The sequence below is a fragment of the Vulcanisaeta distributa JCM 11217 genome (assembly GCF_001316005.1).
Classification (GTDB): domain Archaea; phylum Thermoproteota; class Thermoprotei; order Thermoproteales; family Thermocladiaceae; genus Vulcanisaeta; species Vulcanisaeta distributa_B.
The window spans coordinates 1-23,716 of sequence record NZ_BBBJ01000001.1 but is presented as its reverse complement, the minus strand read 5'-3'; the positions used below and the strand labels follow the sequence as shown (position 1 = coordinate 23,716).

The following is a 23,716-nucleotide window of genomic DNA, read 5'->3' as shown; positions in this document are numbered from 1 at the left end:
GAAGGACTGTGTATTCCCTTTATTTATCCCTGGTATTCCTGGTTATCGTGATTACCCTCCTAATTGCCACATTTATGTTCCAGGAGAGATACTTAGTGTTTCGTGGGTACATGATAATTCCGACGCCAAATGGCTATGACTACGTCTTAATACCATACAGGGTTATATGGGGACCTCCGCTATACTTACTGTTAATATTTATGGCATTAACAATCATGAACGCGGTAACTAGGGCCCATTGGCTCGATCTACAGGTAGTAATTATGGTGAGGCATAGGCATGCACTTAATGAGAATCCATTAATCACGGTTAAGGCTATATTGAGGAGCGTCGGTGTTTATTACGTTGAGGAAGATAGTAGCTTAAGCGTTGGTAATGCACGGGTACTTATGGATGATGGTAAGTTAGTCCTGATAAAGACTAATGGTAAGTCGATAGAGAGGAGGGAGGTTAGCATTGAGGATGCTATCGCGGAGTTGGTTAGGACCGGGTTGAGGAATTCACCAATAATGTCTCAGGCGAGTGAGTATGAGGAGGAATAACGCCCTTTCCACGAAAGTGCCATTGACCTTAGTAATAATATTACTATCACTTATACTGAGTATGTCAGTACTCGCCGACGTAATAGTATTATACAATAACTCCGTACGTGCAACTCCCATAAAATCCCCAATAACTGCATTGAGCAGCTCAAATCCATGTGGTAGTGTGTCATGGGGGGCCCAACTTCAAGCGGATTTTCCTCCACAATAACCGCGTATACCATGAGCACAACGAGTGGTTACGTATTGACCACACCACTTGTGGTACTAAATGCGAGCACGGCAGGTAACATAACCATGACCCTCAGCACAAACACCATTGTGAGCTACGACTACATTAATGGCACACAGATATACCCAGGCCAGGGAAGCATAAACCTAAGGACTGGTCAAAACCTGCTAATACAGAAGCTCGTGCTAAGTAGTCCGGTAACGAGCACCATCACACTCAACGGTCAATACAGCTACTCACCAACCAGTGGGGTTACTTATTACTACAGATTCACAGAAACCATAAACCCACCCACATCAAACGTAATGAACCTACTAAATGGACAGCAGACTTGGCACGTCACGCATTATTACGTGACTAATACGAAGGGTTACCCCCCCACTTATTACGGGCCAGGGAGCACAAGTAATTACTGGGGGGGTAGTACGAGCAGTATCACTCAACCAGTGCTTGATTTAACCCCCCCGACAACACCTGACGTTGCTGCTGGTATGTTTTGGAACGAAACTTACGCGGGTAATCCCGTGACCATAACCATACTGGGCACGTATAGTTCAGGTACTTCACCACCAGGTACGGGCTATTACACATACTTCTTCGTAATGGAAAATAACACGGCATCAAAGAATTGGCATCCAGTTAATTATACAAGCAAGAATACGTCATTTAAGTCAGGAACTATAGCGGGGGGGAATACCGGCCCAACACTGTATGGCATGCTGAACCCGGTAATCGGCGGTGTGAGTAATTACTACGTTGTCATTCAATGGACACCCCAGGGAAATCCCCATCAATGGGTTGTATACGTTATCCAGGAGTGGGATGGAAACATAAAATCCCATGTCTTAACGGGTACCGGTGTTGTAAAGCCCAGCCCTGGTGATTACATACTCATCTGCGTCACTTACTACCCGAGCAACAAGACCTTTATTGGTTACGCCATCGACCTCAATAATGGCCAGGAATCCTACTTCAGTTATCAATTAACGAGCTATTACTTCACCCCCCCAAATCAATTGTACGCCTTTGGCATTGAAGCCGAAACAGAAAAAGGCGATTACGCTAATTGGGCCACCACCTACATTAACTACCAGGGCTAATTCGAGATTATCATCATTGTTCAACGCTCACTCAGATTATTACCTTAAAAAATAAATAATTTTTCCCATTTTAAGCTTAAAATTAATGTTATCAAATGCGTTTTGGAGATACCTTAGGTTTGGCTTAGTAGAACCATGGAGGCAATAACCTTAAGTAAAATAAAATACAGGTTTTCATAGATACTCTTAATCTCCCTTAGTTAATTATGCTGCGAGTTGACTTAGGACTCATAGCCTATAAACCTTAGACTCCTTAAACTAGCATTATGATATGAAGTATTTATTACCTGGTCCGTGGCTTAATAATCTAACATGGAGATTAGGGCTTTGATCTCCAGAATTTCTGAGGAGTTGAATGACTTGAGTAGGTTAGCTGAAGTTAACGATGTTTTTCAGGAGTATGCCATTAGGTGGTTGCTCTACGCGGTGCATCAGGATGTGCTTGACGTGCTAGCCATGGTGGTTGCCGAGCTTGGTCTTAGGAAGCCCCCCCTAGCTATGCTGGCTTGGCTGATGTCCTTTATGAGCGTGGGTTAATAAGTGATGAGGTTAGGGAGTTAATTAAGGGTGTCGCCGTTAATAGGAATATGCTTGCCCATGCATATAGGTCCTTTAGCAGGGATGAACTGCTGGGTTTGAGGGCTTGGTTCTTAGGAATATACCCACTTTGGTGAATCAGTTGTTATCGTTAATTGATAGGAGTGGTATTGACCCGCCAACACTTAATGAGTTACTTAATAGGGTCTTCGTTAAGTATGGCGTGGTGTTGGCGATTCTCTTTGGTAGTCGCGCCAGGGGGGGTAGCGCTAGGGAGGATAGTGATTACGATATTGCGGTTCTCGCAAAGAACCCGCTTAACCATGAGGAGGTTGTTGGCTTGGTCAAGGATTTAGCTGACGCGCTCGGTGTACCTGTGGATAAGGTGGACCTCGTAGACCTAGGCAGGGCACCCAATGAGTTGGTGTACGTGGTTTTAAGGGATGGCGTGCCCATTTACGCCATTGATTGGGAGCTAGCACGTAGGTTGATCGCCCACATGTACGTGAGGATTCTGGGTGAGTCCGACTTGGATCATGTGTATTATAGGGTGTTTAGGGATAGAATTTCTAAAAAGCGTTATTAAGTAATTTGCGGTGTTTTCAATGTGGAGGTTGGTTACTTAGATTATAAGAGGGACCCCCCAGGGCATATGTCTATGCCAAGGTCCTTGACGGCTTAACCGAGGCTAGACTAGCGCTGGAGATGCTGGGTAGGGGCATGATTCAGAATGCTTCGGCTAAGGCGTTCATGAGCGTTAAGTCTATAGTCAGTGCATTGGTTGTTAAGAATTTCGTCAAGATCATAGAGGGGGGGGTTGATGAGAGGAGGAGGGCTTGGTATGAGGACGTGGGTTACTCGGCACCAACCACTGGGTTAGTAGGTATTTCTAAGGACCTGAAGAGACTGGGCATAGAAGTGGAAGTCATAGTAAAAACCGCATTGATGCTTCATAGATTCTCCTACAACGGCTTCGACCCGAACTTAGTCGATTATAGGGACCCTGATGAGGTTAAGGATGACATCACCGAGATCGTTAACTGGGTCTTAACGATTAAGGAGTTATTCCTAGACGTCTGGGACGAGAGGCTAGAACAGGAGGTTAGTGAGTTAAGGAGGTTGCTTGGGCAGTACAGGGCTTAATAAGTACCTGAGACTTAATTATTTCTGTGAGAAATAATTTAAGGCTTAAGTTATTAATAGCTAAGGTATGCTGGAGGTTAGGGTTAGGGTTTCTAGGAAGAATACTATTTACATACCCAAGGCAATTTCTGAGGCGGTGGGTATTTCTGAGGGTGATTACGTTGTTTTAAGGGTTGATGGTGGTAGGATAATCATTGAGCGTGTTGAGGATCCATTTGAGTATGCATTGAAGTTTAAAAAGTTCGCTGAGGTGACCTTTGAGGAGTTTGAAAGGGAGTCCGAGGAGTTGCAGAATGAGTATTGGGGGGGCGGGGGGGATTCGGATACTTCTTGATACGACTTATCTCTTACCTATTGTGGGTGTTAATGTTAAGGGTGTGGATGAGGTATTAATTGCACTATCAAGGGTTAGGAAGAGGTTTAGGGCTGAGTTTTATTATACGCAGTACAGCATTATTGAGATCCTGGGTAAGCTCTCCAGACTTAATTATGATTAGGATACCGTGGTGAGGAGGGTTAAAAATCATAAGTGATGAATTCATACTTACTGAACCAACAATTGATGGTTACATTAAGGCCCTCAAGCTTAAGCGCAGGGGGGGATTCAATGACTTGATAGACTTGCTTCTATATGCCACAGCCGTCACCAGGGATTTAAAGTTATTAACCAGGGATAAAAGTCTCATACAATTCCTAATGCGTGAGGGTGAACCAATCAATAACGTTCTCTCCGAGGAGGACTTCCTAAGTAATGCCTAAATTAGATGGTGATGACCCTAGCACTCACGTAAATCATCATACAAATAGCATGTAGTACTCCGTCTTCTCAATTTTACCAGTCACTGGGTCGACCCTGAGCCCAAGGGTCTCCAAGGTATCAACGCCGATCACGGGCATTGCGCCACTGAACGCGAGTATCCTGACCGGGCCCCCCCTCCTACCCTCAATCTCAGCCTCAGCAATGAACACCCTAGCCTTCACCATCCTATCATCACCCAGCCTAACCTCAACCTCGAAGGGAGTCTCTATGAAGTGTTCCTTAGCCAATTCCAGGGGCATTACCGTGAATGAGGCTCCTGTATCCACTAGCACCCTCTCCATTGTGAACTCATCCCTACCCCCCCTAAAGCGAATGCTAACAAATACGTGACCCACCCGCTACTCACTCACTCACATCATTGCGAATTTAAAAATAAACCCTTAGTAATTAGGGACGCTTAATCTCATGGCCGCCTCCCTATACATTGGGTCAAGGAATTCGTAATCCCTGATTACGCCTAATCTCTCTAGGGTCCTTATTACATTACTCAGTGATGTCGGTGACACCGTTACACCCTCAACATCCTCCACGCACTTGGTCACCCTAGACCACGTATTGCTACCATTAGCGATGCACCTAAGTACCAGGGCCGTTCTCCTAGCGTTAATGACTGAATAATTCGCCCTAGCCCTTATGAGTCTCTCAAGCTCGTTTAAGGCCTCATTAATTGCTGCCTCCCTAATCATGGATAGATCCCCAACACCCCCTAATGTAGGCGTTGGCTGCATAAACAAGCCAACCGGGTATACCGTCAAACGCATTCACGATTTCCTCAATAATACTCATAGGAACATCGATGTTCAACTCCCTAAATCCCCTCCTCAGGAAGTCTATAGACTCATCACGGGTGAACCTATCAATCCTCACCTCATGGAAATACCTACCAAACAATGGTGAGTTTGGATCCTCAACACCGATGAAGTCATAAAGCAAGCCAACCTCGGAACCCGTGAGTATAAACGTTATGTTCCTATCAAAGTCATAGGCGTGGGCTAGGGCATTAAGCACCTCACCCGACAACGGACCCCCCCTTAACCTCTGAGCCTCATCAAATGCTATCACAATCCTCCTCTCATTAAGCCTATCAAATAACTCAGCGAGGTTGATCTGCTCCCTACCCCCCCTCCACCTAATCTCGACGGCATTACCCATGATTGAAATACCCCCCCTGATCCTTCTTAGAATATCAATAAGTTTATCAAGACTCGATGATAGGGCATTGGATATTAATCGATAAAGATCAGATCTGCCATAGTTATCCCTCAATGATCTACAATCAATTAATACATAGGGTACGCCAACTTCATTCAACGCCACATTAATCACTGACGTCTTGCCAATCCTCCTAATGCCGGTAACCACAATCAAGGGCTTATCAATGTTGCTTAGGATATCATTCAATTCCTCGTCCCTATCATAGAGATCAGCCCTACTCGTCTTCGGCCTCTCATCAAGGAGCATGACTACAACCCCCCCTTTAGTTAACTACAACCCCCCCTCCAGCCATAAAAACCCTTCTAACCGATGCGAACCTCCATAACGGCCCTAGCAACGACTGGGTCAGGTATGACGTACGTATCGTTGATCTTACTCAGGTAGCCATACCTAGTGAGATTCTTCACAAGCCTATTAAACACTGCATCAGAGACTTCACCCGTCCTAACCTCAACATACCTCCTAATCTCACTCCACGTATTTAACCCACGAGCCACAGCATTAAGTATGGCCAGGTACCTAGCCCTTGATGGCTTAACAACGGCATCAAGCTCACTGATTACCAGCTTAACACCATCACTGAATACCTTGTCCAAGGCCTCCCTGTGCTCAACTTATCGATACCCCCCCTTAAGTAACCGTATAACGTCAACCAACCAACAATACCGTCCAACTTATCATAAACCTCATCCAACTCACCCACATTAACGTTAATTCCCAACTCAGTAAAGCCTCTCCTTAGGAAGTCCAGGCTCACCTCTCTACTAAACCTGTCCACGTAAATCTCCCTGATGTACCTACCATAAAGTGGTGCCTCCGGATCATCGATTCTCAGGAAATCCCTCAAAACACCAACCTCGCTCCCAGTCACTATAAAAGTGATATTACTTAAGTTATCATAAGCCCACGCCAACACACCATCATACCTAACGTTTGAAAACCTCATGTACTGAGCTTCATCAAACACCAGTATAAACCTCGTGGAATTACGCCAACACCACTCATCAATTGCGTTAAACAGCCCCGCCAGATCTATTCTCGACCTCCTGGTAAGCCTAACCTCAATACCACCTGCGCCAACCCTAACCCAGCTTATGCCCCTCAACGCGTCTTTAAGGCTCTCCCAAAGCCTTTCGCCTCTTTCTATGAATTCCCTAAATCCGTTGAGGATATGCCTAACTAGGTTACCAACATTAACATTACCATCAATGAAGTATATCTGTCTCACATCAACAAGTACGTATGGTTGAAGGAGATCACTTAAGAAAGCCCTGACCAGGCTCGTCTTACCAATCCTCCTAATACCATAAACAGCGATGAGCTTATCACCCCCCCTAAGCACGCTATTCCTTAGTTCATCGAGTTCAACCTCCCTATCATAAAGATCCCTTCTAGTTGTCTTAGGCTCCACGCTGAATAGCATGACTAACTCCCCCCCCATTAGTTACTAACCCCCCCCGGGTTAGTTATTAAGCCTTTAATCAAGCGGTAATGAGTAAGAATAAGTTAAGGAACAATTAAGCGCAACGCGCAGGTTAAGGCGCTCATGTCATAGCAGCGAGGATAGAATTACTCCTGCCCCCCCTGACCAAGCACCTCACTAACTATCCTCTCTATCGACTTGACCAACCTCCTATCAGCACCGCCACCACCCAGGGAGTTAATGAAGGAGTTCAGAACCTCAAGGTCCACGCCATACCTGCCGTAATAACTCGGTAGGTAGTGAAGGACTACGTTCTCGTCATACCTAAGCACCTGGAGAACCTTCATTAGCTTCAGGAAGTCTATCGAGCCCTCGAATATGGGCAAACCAAAGGAACCACCCCCCCGCTTATTACTAAAGTAAATAGCCTTAACATAACCACTCAACTCAACAAACCTCCTAACGAAATCCCTCAAACCCCCCCTCTCCCTAGCCACGTGAAGGGCAAGGCTAAGCCTATGTGGTGAAACCTCATTAGCAAGCTCAGTGACCTCACCGGGACTCCTCAGGAAGTCCCCCCCAACACCAAACTCCCAGATAACCCTGACACCGTACATTGAAGCCTCATCAAGTAATTCCGCTAGGGTATTGACATCATTAATGCCGGGCCTGGCTACCATGGAATCCACGTTAAGGTAATCAAGCAATGCCATAAACCTCTCCGCATCACCCCTCCTCCTTAGGTAACCAACCCTAACCTGGCTAATCCTAAGCCCAAGATCCTCAAGCTCCACCGCTAGGGCTGGCAGGAACTTATCAACGTCTGGGAAGCCCCTAATGTCGAGCTCCGCCTGCGTATTCAATTTGGGTAGGTCCCTAATGGGCTTAACACTAATGAGTAGCTCCACAACATCGATAATGCAGGATTAATTAATAAAACTATCGATAATGAGCAAGGAACCAAGCTTTTTAAGCCCAATAAGTAATTTAGTGACCGCGATGAGCATTGATATTGATGAAGCAGAGAGGAGGAGGATAATGATGAAGATGATGATGGAATTAATGAATAAAACACAGCAGAAAGTTGCCAAGCGTGAGCTTACCCGTGATGAAATCATCCAAGTGATTAGGGAGATAACGAAGGGTGATAGAGCTGGCGAGATAATAGACAACGCCCTGCAACTATATGGTGACACCGCGGTCCAGGTATTCAAGCAGTTGGTTGAGCTTTACTTAAATGGCCGGTTGAGTGAGCTTCAGGATTACGAACTCTACCAAATACTCGAGAGGGTTGGACTCCACGTGCCATTGAGGACCAGGATAAGGATTGTGAGACACGGCAGGGAGGAAAGTATTGGAACGTCAGGCGAGTAACGGCTGTAATAACAAGTTATACCTCGGCTGAATCACTATACCCTGGCTTTGTACGAAGCTTCAGCGCTATGTACGCTACTATTATAATCGCCACCATAATGGCAACGACGTACAAATACTTATCGATTAATCCTATAATTAACGACCACTGAGTTGCAAATTCATAACCAATATACACGAGGATTGAGTCCCAGATCAAATGCCCGAGGAATGTAACGGCAATGAAACTCACAACCCTCATACCAGCTAGGCCCGCCGGGAATGATATGAGCGCCCTAAAGCCAGGCAGAAACCTAAAGCCAAACACGGCCGCTGCACCATACCTACTGAACCACCTATTCAATGAATTAAGTCTCCTCTTATCAAGGCCGAATAACCTGCCATACCTAAGTAGGAACGGTATCCCGAGGTAGTAAGCAATGTAATAATCAATTAATGAACCAATCAAACTTCCAAACGTGCTGATCAACACGCCGAGCACGGGATCTATGAAGCCCAGCGACGCGTAATAACCAACCAATGGCATAACGACCTCGCTGGGTATTGGTAGCGACATACCCTCAAGAACCATCAGTGTAAACACCAGGGCATAACCGTATGTCCCTTAAACGCGTACTCAAGCATCGTTGACGAGACTGGCAAGGCCCTAATAAGGGTTGTGCGGAGTATGCTGTGTATTATTCAAGCGTACAATGTTCCAATTAAGCCAACTAACATATCCACATGCACAATGTCTGATGTAGGATCAGTAAGTATATAATTACGTCCACGGTACTAATCATGGCAGTAACGGCACGGTAGCAGTACGGCGATGCCTCACTAATCATAACCACCATAGTTAATCATGGCGCTTTTGATGTAAATAATGAACTCATGAACATGAATTACGGCGAAATCAATATTTTGCTTACTCATTAATGATATTGATTGAATAATGAGGATTGGCGCCATAGTGCTTGCCGCCGGCGAGGGCAGGAGATTTGGTGGTAATAAATTATTGGTTAGGGTCGGTGGTGAGCCAGTTATACTGAGGGTTTTGAGGGCGTTAAGTGGGTTTGAGAGGGTCGTCGTTGTTGGAGCCTACGCCAGTGAGTTAATGCCCCCCCACCTATCCAATGAGGTCGTCATCTATAATCCACATTATAAAGATGGAATGAGCACATCAATAAGGCTCGGCCTACGCTTCTTTCAGGACTACGACGCGGTACTCATAGTGCTCGCGGACATGCCCCCTAATAACCAACGAGGTGGTATCAAAGATAGTGAGTGCGTACCGCGATGGATGCAGTGCCGTTGTGCCAACGCACAATGGCGTCAGGGGGAATCCAGTGCTGATTCATAGGACCCTATTCCCGGAATTAATGAGGTTAAGCGGTGATGTTGGTGCAAGGGAGATATTGAGGGGTAGGGCTGACGTGTGCACTGTGGAGTGTGGTCCCGAGGTCCTAATCGACATAGACACGGCGAGTGACCTGGCCAGGATCCTCAACATGGTCAATACCAATAGCCAGTAATAGGCTTCCAATGAACGTTATGATTGGGATTGCATTAAGCACGGCACCAACCCTAATGAGGAACCCTCGCTGCGTAGCTCTCCAGAAGAATAGGGAAATAGAGATGTCCCCCAAGGAAGGCGATGCCCATACCAACCATGGAGATTAAGTATGGCGTTGACACTACGTGCGTTAACAATATTACTAATGAACCAAGCATTAACAAGGCAGCGCCAATAGACCCAACACCCGGCGAGGGGGGGAAATACTCATTGAAGCCCAGGTACATCATTATTGACGACAATAGGTAAGTCAGCATGATCAACAGGGTGAAAGTAAGACCAAAGTACCTCGGGAACAGGATGAGTATGAAGTACAGGAACTCAGCTATGAACTCCAGAATAAGCCCAAACCTAATAAGTCCACGGTTAAGCATAACAATAATTACCTGCGCCGGGTTAAAAAGCATAGGGAATAGAAAAAGCCAAAGAAAGACAACAACATGAAGACTTATATTTAACTTACACCAATAACATTTGATATGGGCCACGTATACGTTGACGTAACAATCAAGGGTAGGGCAGGCTCAAGGACCCTTAGGATGATCGTAGACACAGGCTCAACGTACATAGTCCTAGACCCAGACCTAGCCAGGGAACTCGGCCTAGTTGAAACGCCATACACCGTGGAATTAATAATGGCCAATGGCACTAGAGAGGAGGCGAGAATATACGTGGGCGAAGCCGAGGTCAAGGGCAGAAGAGGGCCGGTGATGATAGCCGCCTTAAAGACGCCAACACCATTACTCGGCGTATACGCCCTAGAATCACTTGGATTTAAGGTGAATCCAAGGACTGGAGAGCTCGAGGAAATAGGGCCAGAGGGAGGCTACCTACTTTAATACATACCTACATTTAGACATAGCGAATCCCTAGTACTAATCAGCCTGCCTCTCACTACTATCAGGCACTCACGTCTTTACGATAGGCCCTCAATCATTAATTAACAACCTGATAGAACAGAAAGTGCCGTCAAGTAAGATCAATCTCGTTAATCCTAACGAACTATCCTCTACGCCTAATGGTTCGACTATAACAATTGATTAAAACTATGCAAATAAGACGCTATGCATGAGTCGTAATGAACAAGCAAGGACGCTAAAGACTCCAACGGGTAAGAACGACCTAGTGATCATAATCAGCGAAAATTCATATAAAACATTCATGCTCGAGAAAGCCATAGCTGCGGTTTAAAGCATTAAATGCTACGGCCTCCATGAGAGTACTTTTAGTAGCGTCGTTTACTTCATACTCGAGTACCAACTGGGCACGCCTTGGACCGTCAAAACTATCAATTAACTACCCCCCCTTAGGTAGTACGTATAACGCTATATATGGCACCAGCAAGTGCTCATGAACCACATAACCACTCCTACCTAAAAACGCCTCTAAACTCAACCTCAACGCCCCCCCTCCTCTCCCTAACAGCCCTATCATAGATCAACTTGGCGAGCACCAAATCCTCCACAGCAATGCCCAGGGACTTGAAGATGGTTACTGAGTCATCACCCCCCCGCCTGCCCTTAATCTTACCAACCACGATGTCGGCCAGCGGGACAACCCTGGACCAAGCGGCATCGCCAGCCATTATCAAGTCCCCCCCAGCCTCCTCCCTGGCCTGGCTCACGTCATCAACCGCAATAACGTCTGCCCTAAGCACCGCATCAGGCGCCAACTCAGCCTATTAGCCCAATTACTACCGATAGCGTTAATGTGCATCCCAGGTCTCAGGTACGAACCACGTATGAATGGGTCCCTCGAATTAGTGGCCGTGACCAAGACATCGACATCCCTACAAACCTCCTCATAATCACTGGCAACCACTGCGTCGAAGCCCCTAGACATTATGAACCTGGCGAACTCCTCGGCATGCCCACGAGTCCTACTAAAGACCTTAACCAATTTAAGGTTCAAGACCCTACTCAAGGCCTCAAACTGGGCCCTAGCCTGGGTACCAGCGCCGACGATGCCGAGCACGGACGAGCCCCCCCTCCTGGCCATGTACTTGGTGGCCACGGCAGACGCAGCCCCAGTCCTAAGCTGTCCAAGCCTATCAGCCTCAATGACAGCCAACAACTCACCACTATCGAGCTAAACAAGACAACCACAAACCTAGTACCATGCCTCGTACTCAGGTACGTCTTAAGCCCAGCAACCCTATAATTCCCAAGAACCATGCCCTGAAGTACGTGAAGCACGGCGCCACTAACGATGGCCCTACGCTAGGCAGGTTAACCGCACCACCACTACCCAACAACCTAAAGCCATCCTCCACAGCCCCCCCTATGGCATCATCAAACGAAACCAACTCATTAATCTCAAACTCCCTAATTAATAGCACAAAGCGCTAATGGCAAAACCCCCCCTTTAAAGAAGTGCCCCCCCGGCAACAAAACGAGTGAAGAGGTCAGAGTTAGCTGAGGAAGTGATGACCCATTCATGAGCAGATAATGCCTAGGAAACCAGGTTTAACCTCACGCCCCCCCTTCAAACCTACCTCCTACTTACGCCCTTTATGCCCGCGTTCACAGCCCTATAAAACTCCTCATAAACAAGCCCATTTATGCCACAGTTCACAGACTCACCACGCCCAGCAACGACCTCATTGGCATCCGTATTAACCATGGAGACCTATTCACCCTTAACACACTCAACGTCTACAACCATGACACGCCCCCCCTAAATATCCACAATTATCAATAATAGTAACAAAATCAAAAATAATTATAATCTATGAAACCCTCCCAAATAATATGATACAGGACATAAAGTACCTAAACGGAAACATAATAATCACAATAAACCAGGAAACAACGGCACTAGCCAACACCGTAGACGGAGGACTAAGAAACGGCATCAAATACATAATACACCACCAAGTCCCCCAGGAACTTCAATAACGACCCAATTAAGGAAGCAATTAAAACGCACAGGGAACTACTGATAAGCGATAATGAAGCAATAACCTTCCTAACAGCCACAGAGTTACCAAGAAACCACACAATACACAGAGAGACAATTTACGGCATAGAAATCGAGGTATCAATAACTATAGGATTGACGAATCCATATAAGATAGACAGGGGGTAATATAGAGACGTGGGGCCTTCACGAATCAACAATAAACATGGCGATAATCATAAGTAAGCCATTGACGTTACAGGTAATGATAGACGCCATTGCACTAAGCTCGCAGGTAAAGGCGTTAACGTTGGCAGAGCTAACTGGAAATAGAATGCACGGAACAACATCAGACGCGGTGGCAATAATAACGCCAACCAGCGGCAATAAGGAACCATATGCAGGGCTGGCAACAACGATAGGCAAAGCCATAACCCACGCAGTACATGAAGCATTAACAAGGGCATACAAAACCTACACCACACAAAACCAGTAAGGAGATCAACTAAAGAGGCGGTGAGCCGACCCCCGAAGTTCTCGGGCCACCCCAATCACGCCCTCCCTAACGCACTTCACGAGTATTAAGAAACCACGTAACGCCACATTCATAGCACCAATAACATCCCTATCGCCCTCAAAACCACAGTAACTACACGTCACTTTACCCCCCCTAGCCCTACCTAAATAGGCGCCGCATCGTGGGCACATACTACTTGTGTACTCAGGCTCAACAAGCACTATAGGTATGAAATCCCTAACTGGTACTACCACCTCACCCCCCCTATAGCTTATCCAGAACCAGGAGGTTTTAACGGCAGGGCATTTACTCACAACCTCACCAAACCTATTAACAATCAATTCCCAAACCACCCTAGCCTTAGCCAAGTCACGCTTACGCTCATTAAACAACCTAAGGTCCTCAAACGCCAAGCCAACCAACGCATTATGAACCCTTTGAACACTATGGACAGCCCTAACCACGGCACCCAATGCCTTACTAATTATGCTGCTTGTTAGTTCATTGCCTCTATATCTATCAACTCCGGGATAATTAACCTCAACCACGTATGCCCTAGTCATGGCATCATAAATACCCAACGGCACTAACGAAACACCATTTTGCCTAGCATACACCACAGCTAAATCATTAAGCAACTTAGCCCATACACCAACAAAAGCCACAACAGAACGCCTAGCACCAACATCAACACCGACAACCGTCACATCCACGGCAGGCACATGCCCATCCTTATTTCCCCCCCCATCCCTACCCATACCCATCACCTAGATACCCACGGGGCGGGACTGTGGATTTCCACAGTCACCGCCCCCCCTCGTTTAAGTTCGATGGCGGGGCGGCCCGCCCCCCCGCGGGTACCCAGGTGATGGGCTTAATCAGCTTCTCCGATTTAATCATTAATCATTTTATGGGGATTCATCATTATGAACTCAGGGCGTCCGAGGACCGAACCAACGGCTCGGTTTCTCGTGCCCATCATCCTCCCTTCCTCCTCCCCCCTGCATAGGGGGGGGATTGAAAAGAGGAAGGGGGGGGATTTTAACGGGTTCGCCTGCCGTGGATGTGACGGTTATGTGCCGTTATTGCTTTCGTTAAGTAGTTTATTGCGTAGTTCTCTTGTTTCGTTTATTTTTATTTTCAGTTCTTCGTTAACGCCCATGTAAAGCGCTTCGCCTGGTTTTATTCGGCTTAATACGTCTTTTAATCTCGATAATAATTTAGCGGGGGGCCGCTGTGGCTTGTTATTATCGTTGGTGTGTTTAGGTCTTCAAGGTTCAGCTTACCTATGCTGTGCATTGCCATCCAAATGTTCGTAAAGCCTCTCGCCATTCTAGTAACCCTTAGTAGTACGTCCTCTCTTATGGGTAATATTGTTATGTCGTCTAATATTAATAGGTTATTTGTTCCTTGTTGGCACATGCTGTTGATTATTAGAGCAGTTGCTAAGTATGTCCCCCCCTTAATATCCCTACTACTTAGTATTGTGGTTACCTTACTAACTTCATTGTTAGTGTCTTGATCGGTTACGATGTCGCGTAGCAGTGCTATTCGTTCTAAAAGCCATAGTGCGTGGGCGTTACGTGGGTTTCTAGCGAGGTACCTAAGGTACCTAACGTAATTGCTATAGGTTCTAAACCTGTATGCTGTGGATACTAACAGCGAGATTCCAGGTCTCGTGCTTAGCTCCTCATATGAGTCAAGTATTAGGAATAGGTTGTCACGTACGCATTTCCAGGGTATTTGCGGCTTCGCCATAGCCCCAATGGCATCAGATAATTTATGAGTCATGTAGGTTATTGATGAACCCATGAGCTTACGCCTCATTAAACCCAATGTAGTGATTATCGTGGTTTTTCCAGAGCTTGGCGGGCCAATCACCATTAATGCTTATCGCCTAGATCGAGTAATATTTTCATTAGTTTCTTATCGATACTCAACTCCCGACTTCAGGGGGGGTCGCTCACCGCCTAAATCGCCTACGAGGGTTTCCCCAGGGCTTAACCCTGGGGGGGATTTCCCTCGCGGTTCATGCATCGGTTAAGCCATGTTAGGGCTACATGCTCAATCACCGTTATTAATTATGCCTAAAACCTCTTTAAGTGGTGGTTCTCGTTAATTTCTCAATGCACCGTGTTTGGTGCTCTTATCATGGTTCTCCCCCCCTTATGGATTGTTATTGCGCCTTTTTTAGTGCATTTTCTGCGCACGGTATTTTGCGTGTGTGCGCACGGTTTGTTATGCTTAAATTATTCCTTTCCTTTGTGTTTACTATGGAGTTGGGGGGGCTCGTTGGTTCGGGGGGGAGTGGTCAGTATGTAGAGTTTGTCCTGCCCTATCTTAGTTCTTACAAGCCGTTTATCGCGATTTATGATGTCAAAGGTGTCAGGGTTATCGAGGGTGGTAATGTTGTTAGAGCTCAGGTGATGGGTGGTGATTATGCCGTTGTTAAGGGTTACTTCGTTAATTCTAGGCCGTACATCGTGGACGTTAATATTGGTGGTGACGGCGCCAGATTCTTGCCCGCCTTATTTAACCAATTAATTAGTAGGGTGTCTCCTGGTAATGGTGGTAGTGTTGTGTTGTATATCCTTGAGTTTAGGGTTCCTAATGACGTGGGTATATCCGTGAAGTTTCATAGGGAGGTTAGGAGGTGCTTTGCGAAGTATGGCCATGCGTGGATTGGTCGTGAGGTGTGCTTTAACGTGGATAGGTGGAGGGAGGTCTTTTCGAGGTATGGCAATGCCTTCATTCGTGTTTACCCAATATATGTGAACGTTAATGATGCTCTGCGTATTGTGGATTCGATAATTAATTCGATAAGGGCTAGGATAAATTACCTAAGTGAGGATTTGAGGTATGAGTTGAGGGCTTATCGAAGGGCTAGACTTAGGAATTTGATCGCAGAATTCAATGAGTTGTTGAGGGGGGGTTGGGAATCATTTAGGGTCTCCCTGGTGAGTAATCATGCGGTTGGTCAGGGGAGCCAATAATTGTAACCTGGTGATTAGGGAGCACCGCGTGGATGAGGTTAAGGGTAGTAATACTTCGTTATTTGTTGATTTATCCATGGCTGACTACGTGGAGTTGGTGATTAGGGATTCAGTGAGTGGTGTCTTTATTCATTACCCGTATAGGGTTATTTATACGCGTGATGGGGGGGATTTATTGCTTATTAGGACTGAGAGTTATGGTGATGATAAATTGAGGAGGCATAAGTCCAGTGTTTGTCCCTTCAAGGACTGCCGTTATTTATTGGGTCCACTGGCTAATACGCGCCTTGTGGTTAGGGTTGTGGGGTTTCGCAATGCTGATCCTGTGATTAGGCTTTCATGACTTAATATTGGAATGGGCACTGTAATTCATGTCTTGAGATTTCCCTATAATTATTTTCCCTAGCCAGTATTAGGGATACGTTGTTGATTAGCAGTGGCCTATCCTGAAGCTCTCTTTCAATCCCCCCCATTTCACGGGCCGTCTCAAGTATTTCCTGGGGGATTCACCTTCTTTGTTTTTATGTAGGCTATCGTTATGTGTGGCTTAAACTCACCTGAGTACTTGTCACTCATTGTGACGCTTGAATCCCTCAGTATGCTAATTATGATCGACCTAAGCCTACACAATTGCCCATTGCTAATCACCTTCACAGCCAGTACCTGGGCTTGAGGGTGCTTGGCAGCAGCATTAATTGCCCGAGCTTAACCCGAAAGCACGGTATTGAGCTTAGGCTTATCCCAACCCTATCATCAACCTCTTGGCTTGGTCTCCTATCGCCAATGTATGCAATGGTTATGTGCATGTTATCCCTCTCTATGGGTATCACGGGTAATGCCTTAATCAGTGGCGTTATGTCTAAATCCTTAACGAATACTCCGTAGAAGTAACCCACGGATTAACCCACTGGGTAATAATCTAATGCTTTTCGCAGCGTTATTGTTGAAATAATGATGCATATGTGGGTGATTACCCACTTAGTTTTTAGTTAATTATTAGGGGGGGAAGGGTGAGAGCATGGGGGGGGTGAAGATTGCAGTATGACTAAGTGGGTGTATTGGTATGGCATGGTTGTGGAAAGTCTGGTGGGTCTGCGTATTGTGGGGGGGTGAGCGGAAGTGTCAGGTTTAGGACTAATTAGCCTATATCTTACGCGCCTCACAAAAGCTTTATAAGCTGGTTCATTTGACATTTGTATCGTGTCTAACACCGTCAAGATCACGGTGAAGAGGACGCCGATGGACTACGTTGAGAAAAGGAGGAGACCTGATTGGTGCCCTGGCTGTGGCGATTATGGAATACTCCAAGCCCTTTATCAGCCTTGGCCGATTTAAATCTTGACCCGCACAACGTGTTCCTGGTTTCCGGTATTGGTTGTTCTGCTAAGACGATTCACTATGTCAATGCTAATGGTGCCCATACACTCCATGGTAGGCCCATACCATACGCGACCGGCATTAAATTGGCTAATCCGAACCTTGAGGTCATAGTGATTGGTGGTGACGGCGACTTAATGGGTATTGGCGCTGAGCACCTCGTGCATGCCGGTAGGCGTAATGTGGATTTGACGGTTCTGATGTTCGATAATGGCGTCTACGGCCTGACTAAGGGTCAGGCGAGCCCAACGCTTAGGAGAGGTGTTAAGACTAAGGCCCTTGCCAGGCCGAATATTTATGATGCGATTAACCCAGTGGTTTTGGCGCTTTCTGTGGGCTTCACGTTCGTGGCCAGGGGGGGCTACGCCTACGATGTTAAGCACCTCGCATACCTAATTAGGGAGGCCATTAGGCATAAGGCTCCGCATTCATCGATATACTGCAGCCGTGCCCAACGTATAATGATGTGAATACCAAGGAGTGGTATGAGGCTAGGATTTACAAGCTTGAGAATGAGCCGGATTGGGACCCCCCCGTGGTTAGGAGTCCGAGTGAGGAGGAGGTTACGAAGAAGCTCACGCAAGCCTTCCTTAGGGGGGGCATGGAGTGGGGGGGTGATAAGATACCCATTGGCATATTCTACCAGAATGAGTACGTACCAACATATGAGGAGAGAATTACGGAGCAAATGCCCAACTACCTAAAGGCGCCGCCAGCCCTGAGCCCGCTCTATGGTCCTGACGGCTCGACAATAGTTAACATCGAGGATATACTCAGGGAGAAGGAGGTTTGGTGATTCAGTACTTCCTCATTAAATCACCTATTAACTTAGTCACGGGTTCAATATCACCGTCACTCTTCACATTCGTTAAGGCAGCCATTAAAATGATGAGCCTAACCAAGTGCTTTAAATCCTTGATACCACCTCTATAAACCACCTTAATGCCCTCCATCCCCCCCAACTCACTCGTAATCCAAACCTCTAGGTTGATGCCGTACTTCCTACCAACATCCTTAACAGCCCTGTATATGGCGTCCTGGCACTTAGTAACGTTGATGGCTGTTAAGGTGCTTGGTGGTTTATACAGGTCGTTCGTAACCTCAACCCTCTCGCCCACGCAATTCTTGAGCACCTCCACACTTATTGGTAGGTCGGCCAACGCGAGGATTGAGCCATTGCCCAGTAGGTACATTGATATCGTCCTTGGGGGGGTCTTAGTGAGGAGTATCGGTGAGTTTGGGGGGGATATTATTACCGTGCCCACCGCCTTAATCACCCTGCCCAGGGCGCTGTAGGCATAGACATCACTAATGCCCAATGCACTACCGTACCTATTATGCAAGTCCAGCACAAGCCCTATGAACCTTGAGGAATCCATGAACAAGATAATGAAGCCTTTGATCTTATTTAGCATTGCGGCTCAACTTTATGACCCAGTAATAGCTAGTAATCACTTATCCTGAGCAGGGCTTTGCCGCAAAGGCGTATGCCGGCCCCTGACCACCTGCCCTCGATATTACATATACGTACCCAGGTAATAACGTGTAATTAAGTGTGATCTTTGTATAGCTCGTCCATATTATAGCGAGGCCATTACTTACATACCCATTTATCGGTACTGTGATATTCGTAATCAATAGTATCGGCGACTTAATGTAGTAATTTACCGTATAGTAACCTATTTGTGATGAGGCATTGCACATGTACCTTACATCAATTACGCTGCTATTACTGAAGCCATTATTGAAGATCACCGAGTAATAACCGGTTCCGTTTAGGATCATTGCATATACCTGACGTGATTCATTTTGGTCTGAGATTGTTCCAGGCGGTAATACCGGAATGATTTTATAATATGGTGCATTGTTTATTAAGACAGGGCCTAGGTCTTGAGCGACATATTGTTACGTGCATGGTTCGTACCAACCACCAATAACTGGGACCATCCTCGTACTATGGATGGCCCACTTATCCAGCCTGAAGAGACCAACTGCTGAACCATTACTTGCGTAAATAACCGTAAATGATTGAGACAAGACCTGACTTGTTAGGATTAGGGGGGGACCTGAGCTAAATACGTAGGTGGCCGTGTAGGCGCCTTGCACGCTTGCATATCCATTGTATGGGGGGGAATTCAGTAATGCAATTGGTGTCCAAAGCGTGCCCTCAGTGACCATGGACCCTTCCCTACATACATAGCCGACGTCGCAAATACGTAGTTTATGCCTATGAGTATTGATACGATAATGATTACTAGAATTCCTTCATCATTTAGTTTCCTTTAAATGTTTGGTCATCGACTCTAGAGTGAGTTTTATATTTTGTTTTGGGTTTCCTAGCCTGTGGAGGACTCGATTGAGGATTTGTTGGTTGGTGTTGAGGATGGTGATGTGGAGTCCTTCATGAAGTTGATTAGGTTTGTTGAGGATAATTATAGGAAGGCTCTCTACACAATGGGTTATGTAGAGCTTGGTGATTACATACTCATTAAGTCCTGCACATACGTGTTACTGAGTAGTGACGGCATGGCTTATGCGCTGCTTGGTGGTGATAAGCCTGAGATTATTGACTTTGAGACTAATGGTGACATTAATGAGGTGATTGACGAGATCTGTGGTTCAGAGGAGGATTAATATGTTGGTTTTCGTATTACGAATTTAATATTACGAAAGATTTATATTATGGTATTCGGTATTACATACGTGGGCTCTACCGTTATTCTCACCGTTAGGGTTAGGAGAGAGTTGAAGGAGAGAGCTGAGAGGCTTGGTATAAATATTAGGGAGGTTGTCGAGAGAGCGCTTGAGGAAGCGATTGAGGAGAAGGAGAGGGAGAGGTTGAGGAGAATGGCTGATGAGCTTAGGGAATTGCTTAGTGGTATTAGTGAGGAGGAGGTTGTTAGGTTAATAAGGGAGGATAGGGATGCAAGGTAAATACTTACTCGATGCCTCAGCCTTATTCCTATTGATTCAACGGGGGGGCGATATTATTTCTCAGGGAGGGATAATTAAGAATATTTACATACTGCACTTAACAATATATGAAATAGGTAATGTGCTATGGAAGGAGGCATATATATTCAAGCGCATTAAGGACCTTGATAAAGCCGCTGAGTTGATTCAGGAGATTTTAGGACAGATTAACATACTTGCCGATCCGCCAATTGCCGAGGTGCTAAGGTTGTCAGTAAGTAGAGGTTTGACTTTTTACGATGCGAGCTATGTATATGCCGCGGAGAGCATGGGCTTGGTATTGGTGACTGAGGATAGCAGATGCTTAAGTCAACGAGTAACGCCATTAGCTTTAGGGAATTCGTTGATGCCGTAATACGTGGTAATGCGTGATCCCAGCTAGAAATGGATATAAATGCTGCGGTGGTTATATACCGTGTGAAGATGACCGCCATGACTGATGGCGAGTGATGAGGAACTTGGGTTCTTGATGCCTCACTCATTGAGCGATTTCGTGAATTCCGCGTAAAGGCTTTCTAGGGCCCTTACAGCATCATCATTTAGGTAATTGCCGTCGGCGGCGCCCACGTACTTCATCAATTCCTCAATGCTTGTTGCTGTAATCATTACCGTGCTTATTGGGTAAGAAAGCACGTACTTAATGGCTAGGGTCTCCAGGTCCATGCCCAGGGACTGGGCTATGGGCTTAATCCTCGTATTCGTGAAATTAAGTGCCTTAATTAACCAGCCCCCCCTATCCCTTAGGTTTCTATGGTCATTTGGCCTGAAGTTTATGTCCTGCCTACTCGTTAATACGTTTGAGGCATGCGGAACCCTAGTTATTAAGCCAATAGATCTCTCAGCACCACGCCTTATCAATGTCCTGCCGGGTTCCTGCTCCAGAATATTGAATACGAACATTATTGATTCATAACCCTCATCAATAGCTGCCAAGCCTTCATCGAGTATGTTCGTTTCAGGGCCGAGGGCGATGCCCACGTGCTCAACGTACCCATCCTCCACAAGCTTTAGCAAAGCCCTATGCAACTCCCTATCCCTAATTACATTGATCGGTGGGTTATGGAGTTGAAGGAGTGTTATCCTCCTACCCAGCCTATTGAAGGATTCCCTGACAGCGTTGATTATGTAATTAACGCTGAAGTTCTGGATGTGCCTACCATTAATTATTTTACCAACCTCATAACCAACCTTTGTGAATACATTAACGTCATAACCCTAAGAGCCTCGCCGAGTATCTTCTCGCTAAGTCCATCGCCGTACATGTCCGCGGTATCAAAGGTATTAATGCCGAGGTCTAGGGCCATCCTTATTAGGGACATGTCATGATTGCGGTCATGCACTCCATACATGCCCGTACCAATGACCCAGGCGCCAAAGCTAACCTCCGAAACCTTAATGCCGGTACGACCCAGGACTCTATAGTGCATTATTCATGGCTTCTACGGACCTGGTTATAAACGCGGATTGAGTGATCAGACACTATAACTGGTGCTAGCTATTGCTGGCATTGCATAGAGTTTATTAGTTCATGAGACTAATTAATGCTTAGCCATGGAGCTTCCAAAGCCCTGGTTTGACGTTGATGGTTATAGGAGGACGAGACTTCTTGAGACTAAGTACGAGGCTGAGATAGCGATTAGCATGCTTAGAGAGGGATTGGTCAGAAACGCCGCCGGTAAGGCATTTCAGGCATGGAAATCATTTCTCGCGGCAATATCTGCAGGCGAAATTAATGAATTGAGCAAGGTGTATAGGCGTAGGGTTAAGGTTAGGGGGGATTGAGGGAAAGGATTAATGAGGCACTGTATGTTGCTGCCTTCATGCCAACGATTAGGATGTTTGAAGTATCAAAGATACTCAGCGCCCTCAATCCCTTGATGCCATACCTAACCCTGGCGTCCCTTGAATTACATAGGTATCAGTATAATGGGCCTGATAGGGAGGGTATATTCAGCGTATTTAGAAGCGATGATGATGCTAAGGAATTCATCTGTAAATTTCTAAGTGACATGGCAACCATATACCGGGAACTAGTTAAGGAGGAATTCATAGACCTAGCACAGTGTAAGTAAGCTAAGAGCGACTAAACCGCTCTATCTGGCTGCGGTCTATATATCCCGTGGAAATTACAGTTCAGGCTCTCGATTAGTTAATCAATAAATAATCTATTTAATTAATCAATAATTATACATATAGTATTTATGCCATAGCCCAATGCGCGCGCCCGCACCTACTCACACAGGGCTTTATTTCAATTACATATAGATAGGACTACGCGCAATCTCAATTAGGCATAGCTATTATTGCCATATTTTAATTACTTAGCATTTCATGTATTTTAGCCTTATCAAATATATGATTAATGCATTGCTTAAATAATGGCTCGCTGTGTCATTAATGGTCATGGACTTGGGTAGTGCCAGGGTTATGGCAGGAGTTGGTGCGATACTTGCTTGTGTTGGTTTTCTTGGCTATGGCGTGTTGGGTGTTGTTGGTATGGTTATATTCCTGGTGGGAATTATTGAGGTCGCCAATAATCTTCATGATAATTCATTAAGGAATAATGCGATTATCTGGTTCATATTAACCGTTGTGGCATTCGCCGTATTCATAATTTAGCTTTTTCCTGCTCTTCCTCATTCATAACCCCCACCTTCTCCATGCTTGTTATGATTATAACCCACGCCATTGGCGTGCCTGGTGTGTATTATGGGCGTAATGGTGTGTCTGGGTTTGTGTATACTCCGTTCACTGAGTTTCTACAGTTTATGGAGTTGATAATGGCCGTGGGCATCTTCGCGTCTATACCACTAATTGCTTCGTCGGTGTTCATGTACCGTATTGCCAGGAGGACCTATACATATACGGGTAGTGATTACGTCAGAATTGGCGGTTCACTCTATATAGTGGGTGCCGTACTGACGCCGATAATAATTGGGCTAGTACTGCTACTAATTGCCTGGTTGATGATTGGCATTGCCTTATTAACCACCGAGGTTAAACACCCGTGATCACTG

General features: G+C 45.9%; 39 protein-coding genes and 4 pseudogenes. 25 read left to right on the top strand and 18 right to left on the bottom strand.

Annotated features, from left to right (window positions below):
* Positions 1-8: 8 nt before the first annotated feature.
* The 9 genes from JCM11217_RS00170 (at position 9) to JCM11217_RS12005 (ending at position 4,313) form a co-directional block, all read left to right on the top strand.
* A complete protein-coding gene (locus JCM11217_RS00170) occupies positions 9-542 on the top strand; it encodes a hypothetical protein (RefSeq protein WP_243677818.1) in 534 nt (177 codons plus the stop codon).
* A gap of 171 nt (positions 543-713) precedes the next feature.
* Positions 714-1,874, top strand: coding sequence for a hypothetical protein (locus tag JCM11217_RS00165; protein ID WP_054841693.1), 1,161 nt, complete (start codon positions 714-716; stop codon positions 1,872-1,874).
* A 312-nt stretch (positions 1,875-2,186) separates the two neighbouring features.
* Complete coding sequence (locus tag JCM11217_RS00160; RefSeq protein WP_054841692.1) at positions 2,187-2,411, top strand: hypothetical protein; 225 nt, start codon at positions 2,187-2,189, stop codon at positions 2,409-2,411.
* Positions 2,381-2,548, top strand: coding sequence for a hypothetical protein (locus tag JCM11217_RS12015; protein ID WP_243677817.1), 168 nt, complete (start codon positions 2,381-2,383; stop codon positions 2,546-2,548). The genes JCM11217_RS00160 and JCM11217_RS12015 overlap by 31 nt, the downstream gene beginning before the upstream one ends.
* Positions 2,545-2,997 carry a nucleotidyltransferase domain-containing protein gene (locus JCM11217_RS00155; protein WP_054841691.1) on the top strand — a complete coding sequence of 151 codons (453 nt, stop codon included), beginning with the start codon at positions 2,545-2,547 and terminating at the stop codon, positions 2,995-2,997. Before JCM11217_RS12015 ends, JCM11217_RS00155 begins: the two co-directional genes overlap by 4 nt.
* A 134-nt stretch (positions 2,998-3,131) precedes the next feature.
* Positions 3,132-3,554: a PaREP1 family protein gene (locus JCM11217_RS00150; RefSeq protein WP_243677816.1), complete on the top strand. Its 423-nt coding sequence runs from the start codon at positions 3,132-3,134 to the stop codon at positions 3,552-3,554.
* Between the two features lie 67 nt (positions 3,555-3,621).
* Entirely contained in the window at positions 3,622-3,888 is a 267-nt protein-coding gene (locus JCM11217_RS00145) for an AbrB/MazE/SpoVT family DNA-binding domain-containing protein (protein WP_054841690.1), read from the top strand.
* A 22-nt stretch (positions 3,889-3,910) separates the two neighbouring features.
* Positions 3,911-4,051, top strand: coding sequence for a hypothetical protein (locus tag JCM11217_RS12010; protein WP_243677815.1), 141 nt, complete (start codon positions 3,911-3,913; stop codon positions 4,049-4,051).
* A gap of 73 nt (positions 4,052-4,124) precedes the next feature.
* On the top strand, positions 4,125-4,313 hold the full coding sequence (locus JCM11217_RS12005; protein ID WP_243678020.1) for a hypothetical protein: 189 nt from the start codon (positions 4,125-4,127) through the stop codon (positions 4,311-4,313).
* 36 nt (positions 4,314-4,349) lie between these two features.
* On the opposite strand, the gene JCM11217_RS00135 is transcribed toward JCM11217_RS12005, so the two are convergent.
* The 6 genes from JCM11217_RS00135 to JCM11217_RS00115 all read right to left on the bottom strand — a co-directional run bounded on the left by JCM11217_RS00135 (position 4,350) and on the right by JCM11217_RS00115 (position 7,920).
* The gene (locus JCM11217_RS00135) at positions 4,350-4,709 is read right to left on the bottom strand and encodes an aspartyl protease family protein (RefSeq protein ID WP_054841689.1); all 360 of its coding nucleotides are present in this window, start codon (positions 4,707-4,709) and stop codon (positions 4,350-4,352) included.
* Positions 4,710-4,754: 45 nt separating this feature from the next.
* The gene (locus JCM11217_RS12000) at positions 4,755-5,060 is read right to left on the bottom strand and encodes a hypothetical protein (protein ID WP_243677814.1); all 306 of its coding nucleotides are present in this window, start codon (positions 5,058-5,060) and stop codon (positions 4,755-4,757) included.
* On the bottom strand, positions 5,053-5,835 hold the full coding sequence (locus tag JCM11217_RS00130; protein WP_243677813.1) for an ATP-binding protein: 783 nt from the start codon (positions 5,833-5,835) through the stop codon (positions 5,053-5,055). Before JCM11217_RS00130 ends, JCM11217_RS12000 begins: the two co-directional genes overlap by 8 nt.
* Positions 5,836-5,891: 56 nt before the next feature.
* Complete coding sequence (locus tag JCM11217_RS00125) at positions 5,892-6,185, bottom strand: hypothetical protein (protein WP_054841688.1); 294 nt, start codon at positions 6,183-6,185, stop codon at positions 5,892-5,894.
* Entirely contained in the window at positions 6,149-7,030 is an 882-nt protein-coding gene (locus JCM11217_RS00120) for an ATP-binding protein (protein ID WP_054841687.1), read from the bottom strand. Before JCM11217_RS00120 ends, JCM11217_RS00125 begins: the two co-directional genes overlap by 37 nt.
* 128 nt (positions 7,031-7,158) lie before the next feature.
* Positions 7,159-7,920 (bottom strand): hypothetical protein, encoded by a 762-nt coding sequence (locus JCM11217_RS00115; RefSeq protein WP_054841686.1) that lies wholly within the window; start codon positions 7,918-7,920, stop codon positions 7,159-7,161.
* A 40-nt stretch (positions 7,921-7,960) separates the two neighbouring features.
* On the opposite strand from JCM11217_RS00115, the gene JCM11217_RS00110 reads away from it, so the two are divergent.
* Positions 7,961-8,386 carry a DNA-binding protein gene (locus JCM11217_RS00110; RefSeq protein WP_243677812.1) on the top strand — a complete coding sequence of 142 codons (426 nt, stop codon included), beginning with the start codon at positions 7,961-7,963 and terminating at the stop codon, positions 8,384-8,386.
* A 16-nt stretch (positions 8,387-8,402) separates the two neighbouring features.
* On the opposite strand, the gene JCM11217_RS00105 is transcribed toward JCM11217_RS00110, so the two are convergent.
* Positions 8,403-8,957 carry a DedA family protein gene (locus JCM11217_RS00105; protein WP_054841685.1) on the bottom strand — a complete coding sequence of 185 codons (555 nt, stop codon included), beginning with the start codon at positions 8,955-8,957 and terminating at the stop codon, positions 8,403-8,405.
* A gap of 363 nt (positions 8,958-9,320) precedes the next feature.
* Here JCM11217_RS00105 and JCM11217_RS00100 point away from each other — a divergent pair, with 363 nt between their 5' ends.
* Positions 9,321-9,728 carry an NTP transferase domain-containing protein gene (locus JCM11217_RS00100; RefSeq protein WP_243677811.1) on the top strand — a complete coding sequence of 136 codons (408 nt, stop codon included), beginning with the start codon at positions 9,321-9,323 and terminating at the stop codon, positions 9,726-9,728.
* Positions 9,649-9,900: an NTP transferase domain-containing protein gene (locus JCM11217_RS11995; RefSeq protein ID WP_243677810.1), complete on the top strand. Its 252-nt coding sequence runs from the start codon at positions 9,649-9,651 to the stop codon at positions 9,898-9,900. Before JCM11217_RS00100 ends, JCM11217_RS11995 begins: the two co-directional genes overlap by 80 nt.
* Positions 9,901-9,952: 52 nt before the next feature.
* Here JCM11217_RS11995 and JCM11217_RS00095 read toward each other — a convergent pair whose 3' ends face one another.
* Entirely contained in the window at positions 9,953-10,315 is a 363-nt protein-coding gene (locus JCM11217_RS00095) for a hypothetical protein (protein ID WP_054841684.1), read from the bottom strand.
* 105 nt (positions 10,316-10,420) lie between these two features.
* Here JCM11217_RS00095 and JCM11217_RS00090 point away from each other — a divergent pair, with 105 nt between their 5' ends.
* The gene (locus tag JCM11217_RS00090; protein WP_054841683.1) at positions 10,421-10,780 is read left to right on the top strand and encodes an aspartyl protease family protein; all 360 of its coding nucleotides are present in this window, start codon (positions 10,421-10,423) and stop codon (positions 10,778-10,780) included.
* Between the two features lie 530 nt (positions 10,781-11,310).
* Here JCM11217_RS00090 and JCM11217_RS00085 read toward each other — a convergent pair.
* Positions 11,311-12,011, bottom strand: a pseudogene (locus tag JCM11217_RS00085) (ornithine cyclodeaminase family protein).
* A 58-nt stretch (positions 12,012-12,069) separates the two neighbouring features.
* The gene (locus tag JCM11217_RS11990; protein WP_243677809.1) at positions 12,070-12,279 is read right to left on the bottom strand and encodes a hypothetical protein; all 210 of its coding nucleotides are present in this window, start codon (positions 12,277-12,279) and stop codon (positions 12,070-12,072) included.
* Positions 12,280-12,691: 412 nt separating this feature from the next.
* Here JCM11217_RS11990 and JCM11217_RS11985 point away from each other — a divergent pair, with 412 nt between their 5' ends.
* A complete protein-coding gene (locus JCM11217_RS11985) occupies positions 12,692-12,838 on the top strand; it encodes a hypothetical protein (protein WP_243677808.1) in 147 nt (48 codons plus the stop codon).
* A gap of 43 nt (positions 12,839-12,881) precedes the next feature.
* Positions 12,882-13,335: pseudogene (locus tag JCM11217_RS00080) on the top strand (adenosylcobinamide amidohydrolase).
* A gap of 5 nt (positions 13,336-13,340) precedes the next feature.
* Here JCM11217_RS00080 and JCM11217_RS00075 read toward each other — a convergent pair.
* Together JCM11217_RS00075 and JCM11217_RS00070 are read right to left on the bottom strand one after the other, a co-directional pair.
* On the bottom strand, positions 13,341-14,120 hold the full coding sequence (locus tag JCM11217_RS00075; RefSeq protein WP_054841682.1) for a zinc ribbon domain-containing protein: 780 nt from the start codon (positions 14,118-14,120) through the stop codon (positions 13,341-13,343).
* Between the two features lie 439 nt (positions 14,121-14,559).
* Positions 14,560-15,240, bottom strand: a complete 681-nt coding sequence (locus JCM11217_RS00070) for a hypothetical protein (protein WP_243677807.1) — start codon at positions 15,238-15,240, stop codon at positions 14,560-14,562.
* A 389-nt stretch (positions 15,241-15,629) separates the two neighbouring features.
* Between JCM11217_RS00070 and JCM11217_RS00065 the strand changes: the two genes are divergently transcribed.
* Both JCM11217_RS00065 and JCM11217_RS00060 read left to right on the top strand, forming a co-directional pair.
* Positions 15,630-16,349 (top strand): hypothetical protein, encoded by a 720-nt coding sequence (locus tag JCM11217_RS00065; protein WP_054841681.1) that lies wholly within the window; start codon positions 15,630-15,632, stop codon positions 16,347-16,349.
* Positions 16,324-16,692 carry a hypothetical protein gene (locus JCM11217_RS00060; protein ID WP_054841680.1) on the top strand — a complete coding sequence of 123 codons (369 nt, stop codon included), beginning with the start codon at positions 16,324-16,326 and terminating at the stop codon, positions 16,690-16,692. Before JCM11217_RS00065 ends, JCM11217_RS00060 begins: the two co-directional genes overlap by 26 nt.
* A 143-nt stretch (positions 16,693-16,835) precedes the next feature.
* Here JCM11217_RS00060 and JCM11217_RS11980 read toward each other — a convergent pair whose 3' ends face one another.
* Together JCM11217_RS11980 and JCM11217_RS00055 are read right to left on the bottom strand one after the other, a co-directional pair.
* The gene (locus JCM11217_RS11980) at positions 16,836-16,997 is read right to left on the bottom strand and encodes a hypothetical protein (protein WP_243677806.1); all 162 of its coding nucleotides are present in this window, start codon (positions 16,995-16,997) and stop codon (positions 16,836-16,838) included.
* 2 nt (positions 16,998-16,999) lie between these two features.
* Positions 17,000-17,245 carry a hypothetical protein gene (locus tag JCM11217_RS00055; RefSeq protein ID WP_054841679.1) on the bottom strand — a complete coding sequence of 82 codons (246 nt, stop codon included), beginning with the start codon at positions 17,243-17,245 and terminating at the stop codon, positions 17,000-17,002.
* Positions 17,246-17,588: 343 nt separating this feature from the next.
* Here JCM11217_RS00055 and JCM11217_RS00050 point away from each other — a divergent pair.
* Positions 17,589-18,522: pseudogene (locus JCM11217_RS00050) on the top strand (2-oxoacid:ferredoxin oxidoreductase subunit beta).
* A gap of 1 nt (position 18,523) precedes the next feature.
* Here JCM11217_RS00050 and JCM11217_RS00045 read toward each other — a convergent pair.
* The 3 genes from JCM11217_RS00045 to JCM11217_RS00035 form a co-directional block, all read right to left on the bottom strand.
* Positions 18,524-19,105, bottom strand: coding sequence for a hypothetical protein (locus JCM11217_RS00045; RefSeq protein WP_054841878.1), 582 nt, complete (start codon positions 19,103-19,105; stop codon positions 18,524-18,526).
* A gap of 76 nt (positions 19,106-19,181) precedes the next feature.
* Positions 19,182-19,511 carry a hypothetical protein gene (locus JCM11217_RS00040; RefSeq protein WP_243677805.1) on the bottom strand — a complete coding sequence of 110 codons (330 nt, stop codon included), beginning with the start codon at positions 19,509-19,511 and terminating at the stop codon, positions 19,182-19,184.
* 120 nt (positions 19,512-19,631) lie between these two features.
* Complete coding sequence (locus JCM11217_RS00035; RefSeq protein WP_054841677.1) at positions 19,632-19,904, bottom strand: hypothetical protein; 273 nt, start codon at positions 19,902-19,904, stop codon at positions 19,632-19,634.
* A gap of 165 nt (positions 19,905-20,069) precedes the next feature.
* Between JCM11217_RS00035 and JCM11217_RS00030 the strand changes: the two genes are divergently transcribed.
* From JCM11217_RS00030 to JCM11217_RS00020, 3 genes are all read left to right on the top strand, one after another.
* On the top strand, positions 20,070-20,360 hold the full coding sequence (locus JCM11217_RS00030) for a hypothetical protein (protein ID WP_054841676.1): 291 nt from the start codon (positions 20,070-20,072) through the stop codon (positions 20,358-20,360).
* Positions 20,361-20,429: 69 nt separating this feature from the next.
* Positions 20,430-20,660 (top strand): type II toxin-antitoxin system CcdA family antitoxin, encoded by a 231-nt coding sequence (locus tag JCM11217_RS00025; protein ID WP_243677804.1) that lies wholly within the window; start codon positions 20,430-20,432, stop codon positions 20,658-20,660.
* Positions 20,650-21,054, top strand: a complete 405-nt coding sequence (locus JCM11217_RS00020; protein ID WP_054841674.1) for a PIN domain-containing protein — start codon at positions 20,650-20,652, stop codon at positions 21,052-21,054. Before JCM11217_RS00025 ends, JCM11217_RS00020 begins: the two co-directional genes overlap by 11 nt.
* Positions 21,055-21,173: 119 nt before the next feature.
* On the opposite strand, the pseudogene JCM11217_RS00015 reads toward JCM11217_RS00020, so the two are convergent.
* Positions 21,174-22,018 (bottom strand): annotated as a pseudogene (locus JCM11217_RS00015) (aldo/keto reductase).
* A gap of 232 nt (positions 22,019-22,250) precedes the next feature.
* On the opposite strand from JCM11217_RS00015, the gene JCM11217_RS11975 reads away from it, so the two are divergent.
* The 4 genes from JCM11217_RS11975 to JCM11217_RS11960 all read left to right on the top strand — a co-directional run bounded on the left by JCM11217_RS11975 (position 22,251) and on the right by JCM11217_RS11960 (position 23,710).
* Complete coding sequence (locus JCM11217_RS11975; protein WP_243677803.1) at positions 22,251-22,481, top strand: PaREP1 family protein; 231 nt, start codon at positions 22,251-22,253, stop codon at positions 22,479-22,481.
* Positions 22,478-22,771, top strand: coding sequence for a hypothetical protein (locus tag JCM11217_RS11970; protein WP_243677802.1), 294 nt, complete (start codon positions 22,478-22,480; stop codon positions 22,769-22,771). The genes JCM11217_RS11975 and JCM11217_RS11970 overlap by 4 nt, the downstream gene beginning before the upstream one ends.
* Before the next feature lie 325 nt (positions 22,772-23,096).
* Positions 23,097-23,318: a DUF996 domain-containing protein gene (locus JCM11217_RS11965; RefSeq protein WP_243677801.1), complete on the top strand. Its 222-nt coding sequence runs from the start codon at positions 23,097-23,099 to the stop codon at positions 23,316-23,318.
* Between the two features lie 41 nt (positions 23,319-23,359).
* Positions 23,360-23,710: a DUF996 domain-containing protein gene (locus JCM11217_RS11960; RefSeq protein WP_243677799.1), complete on the top strand. Its 351-nt coding sequence runs from the start codon at positions 23,360-23,362 to the stop codon at positions 23,708-23,710.
* Positions 23,711-23,716: the final 6 nt, after the last annotated feature.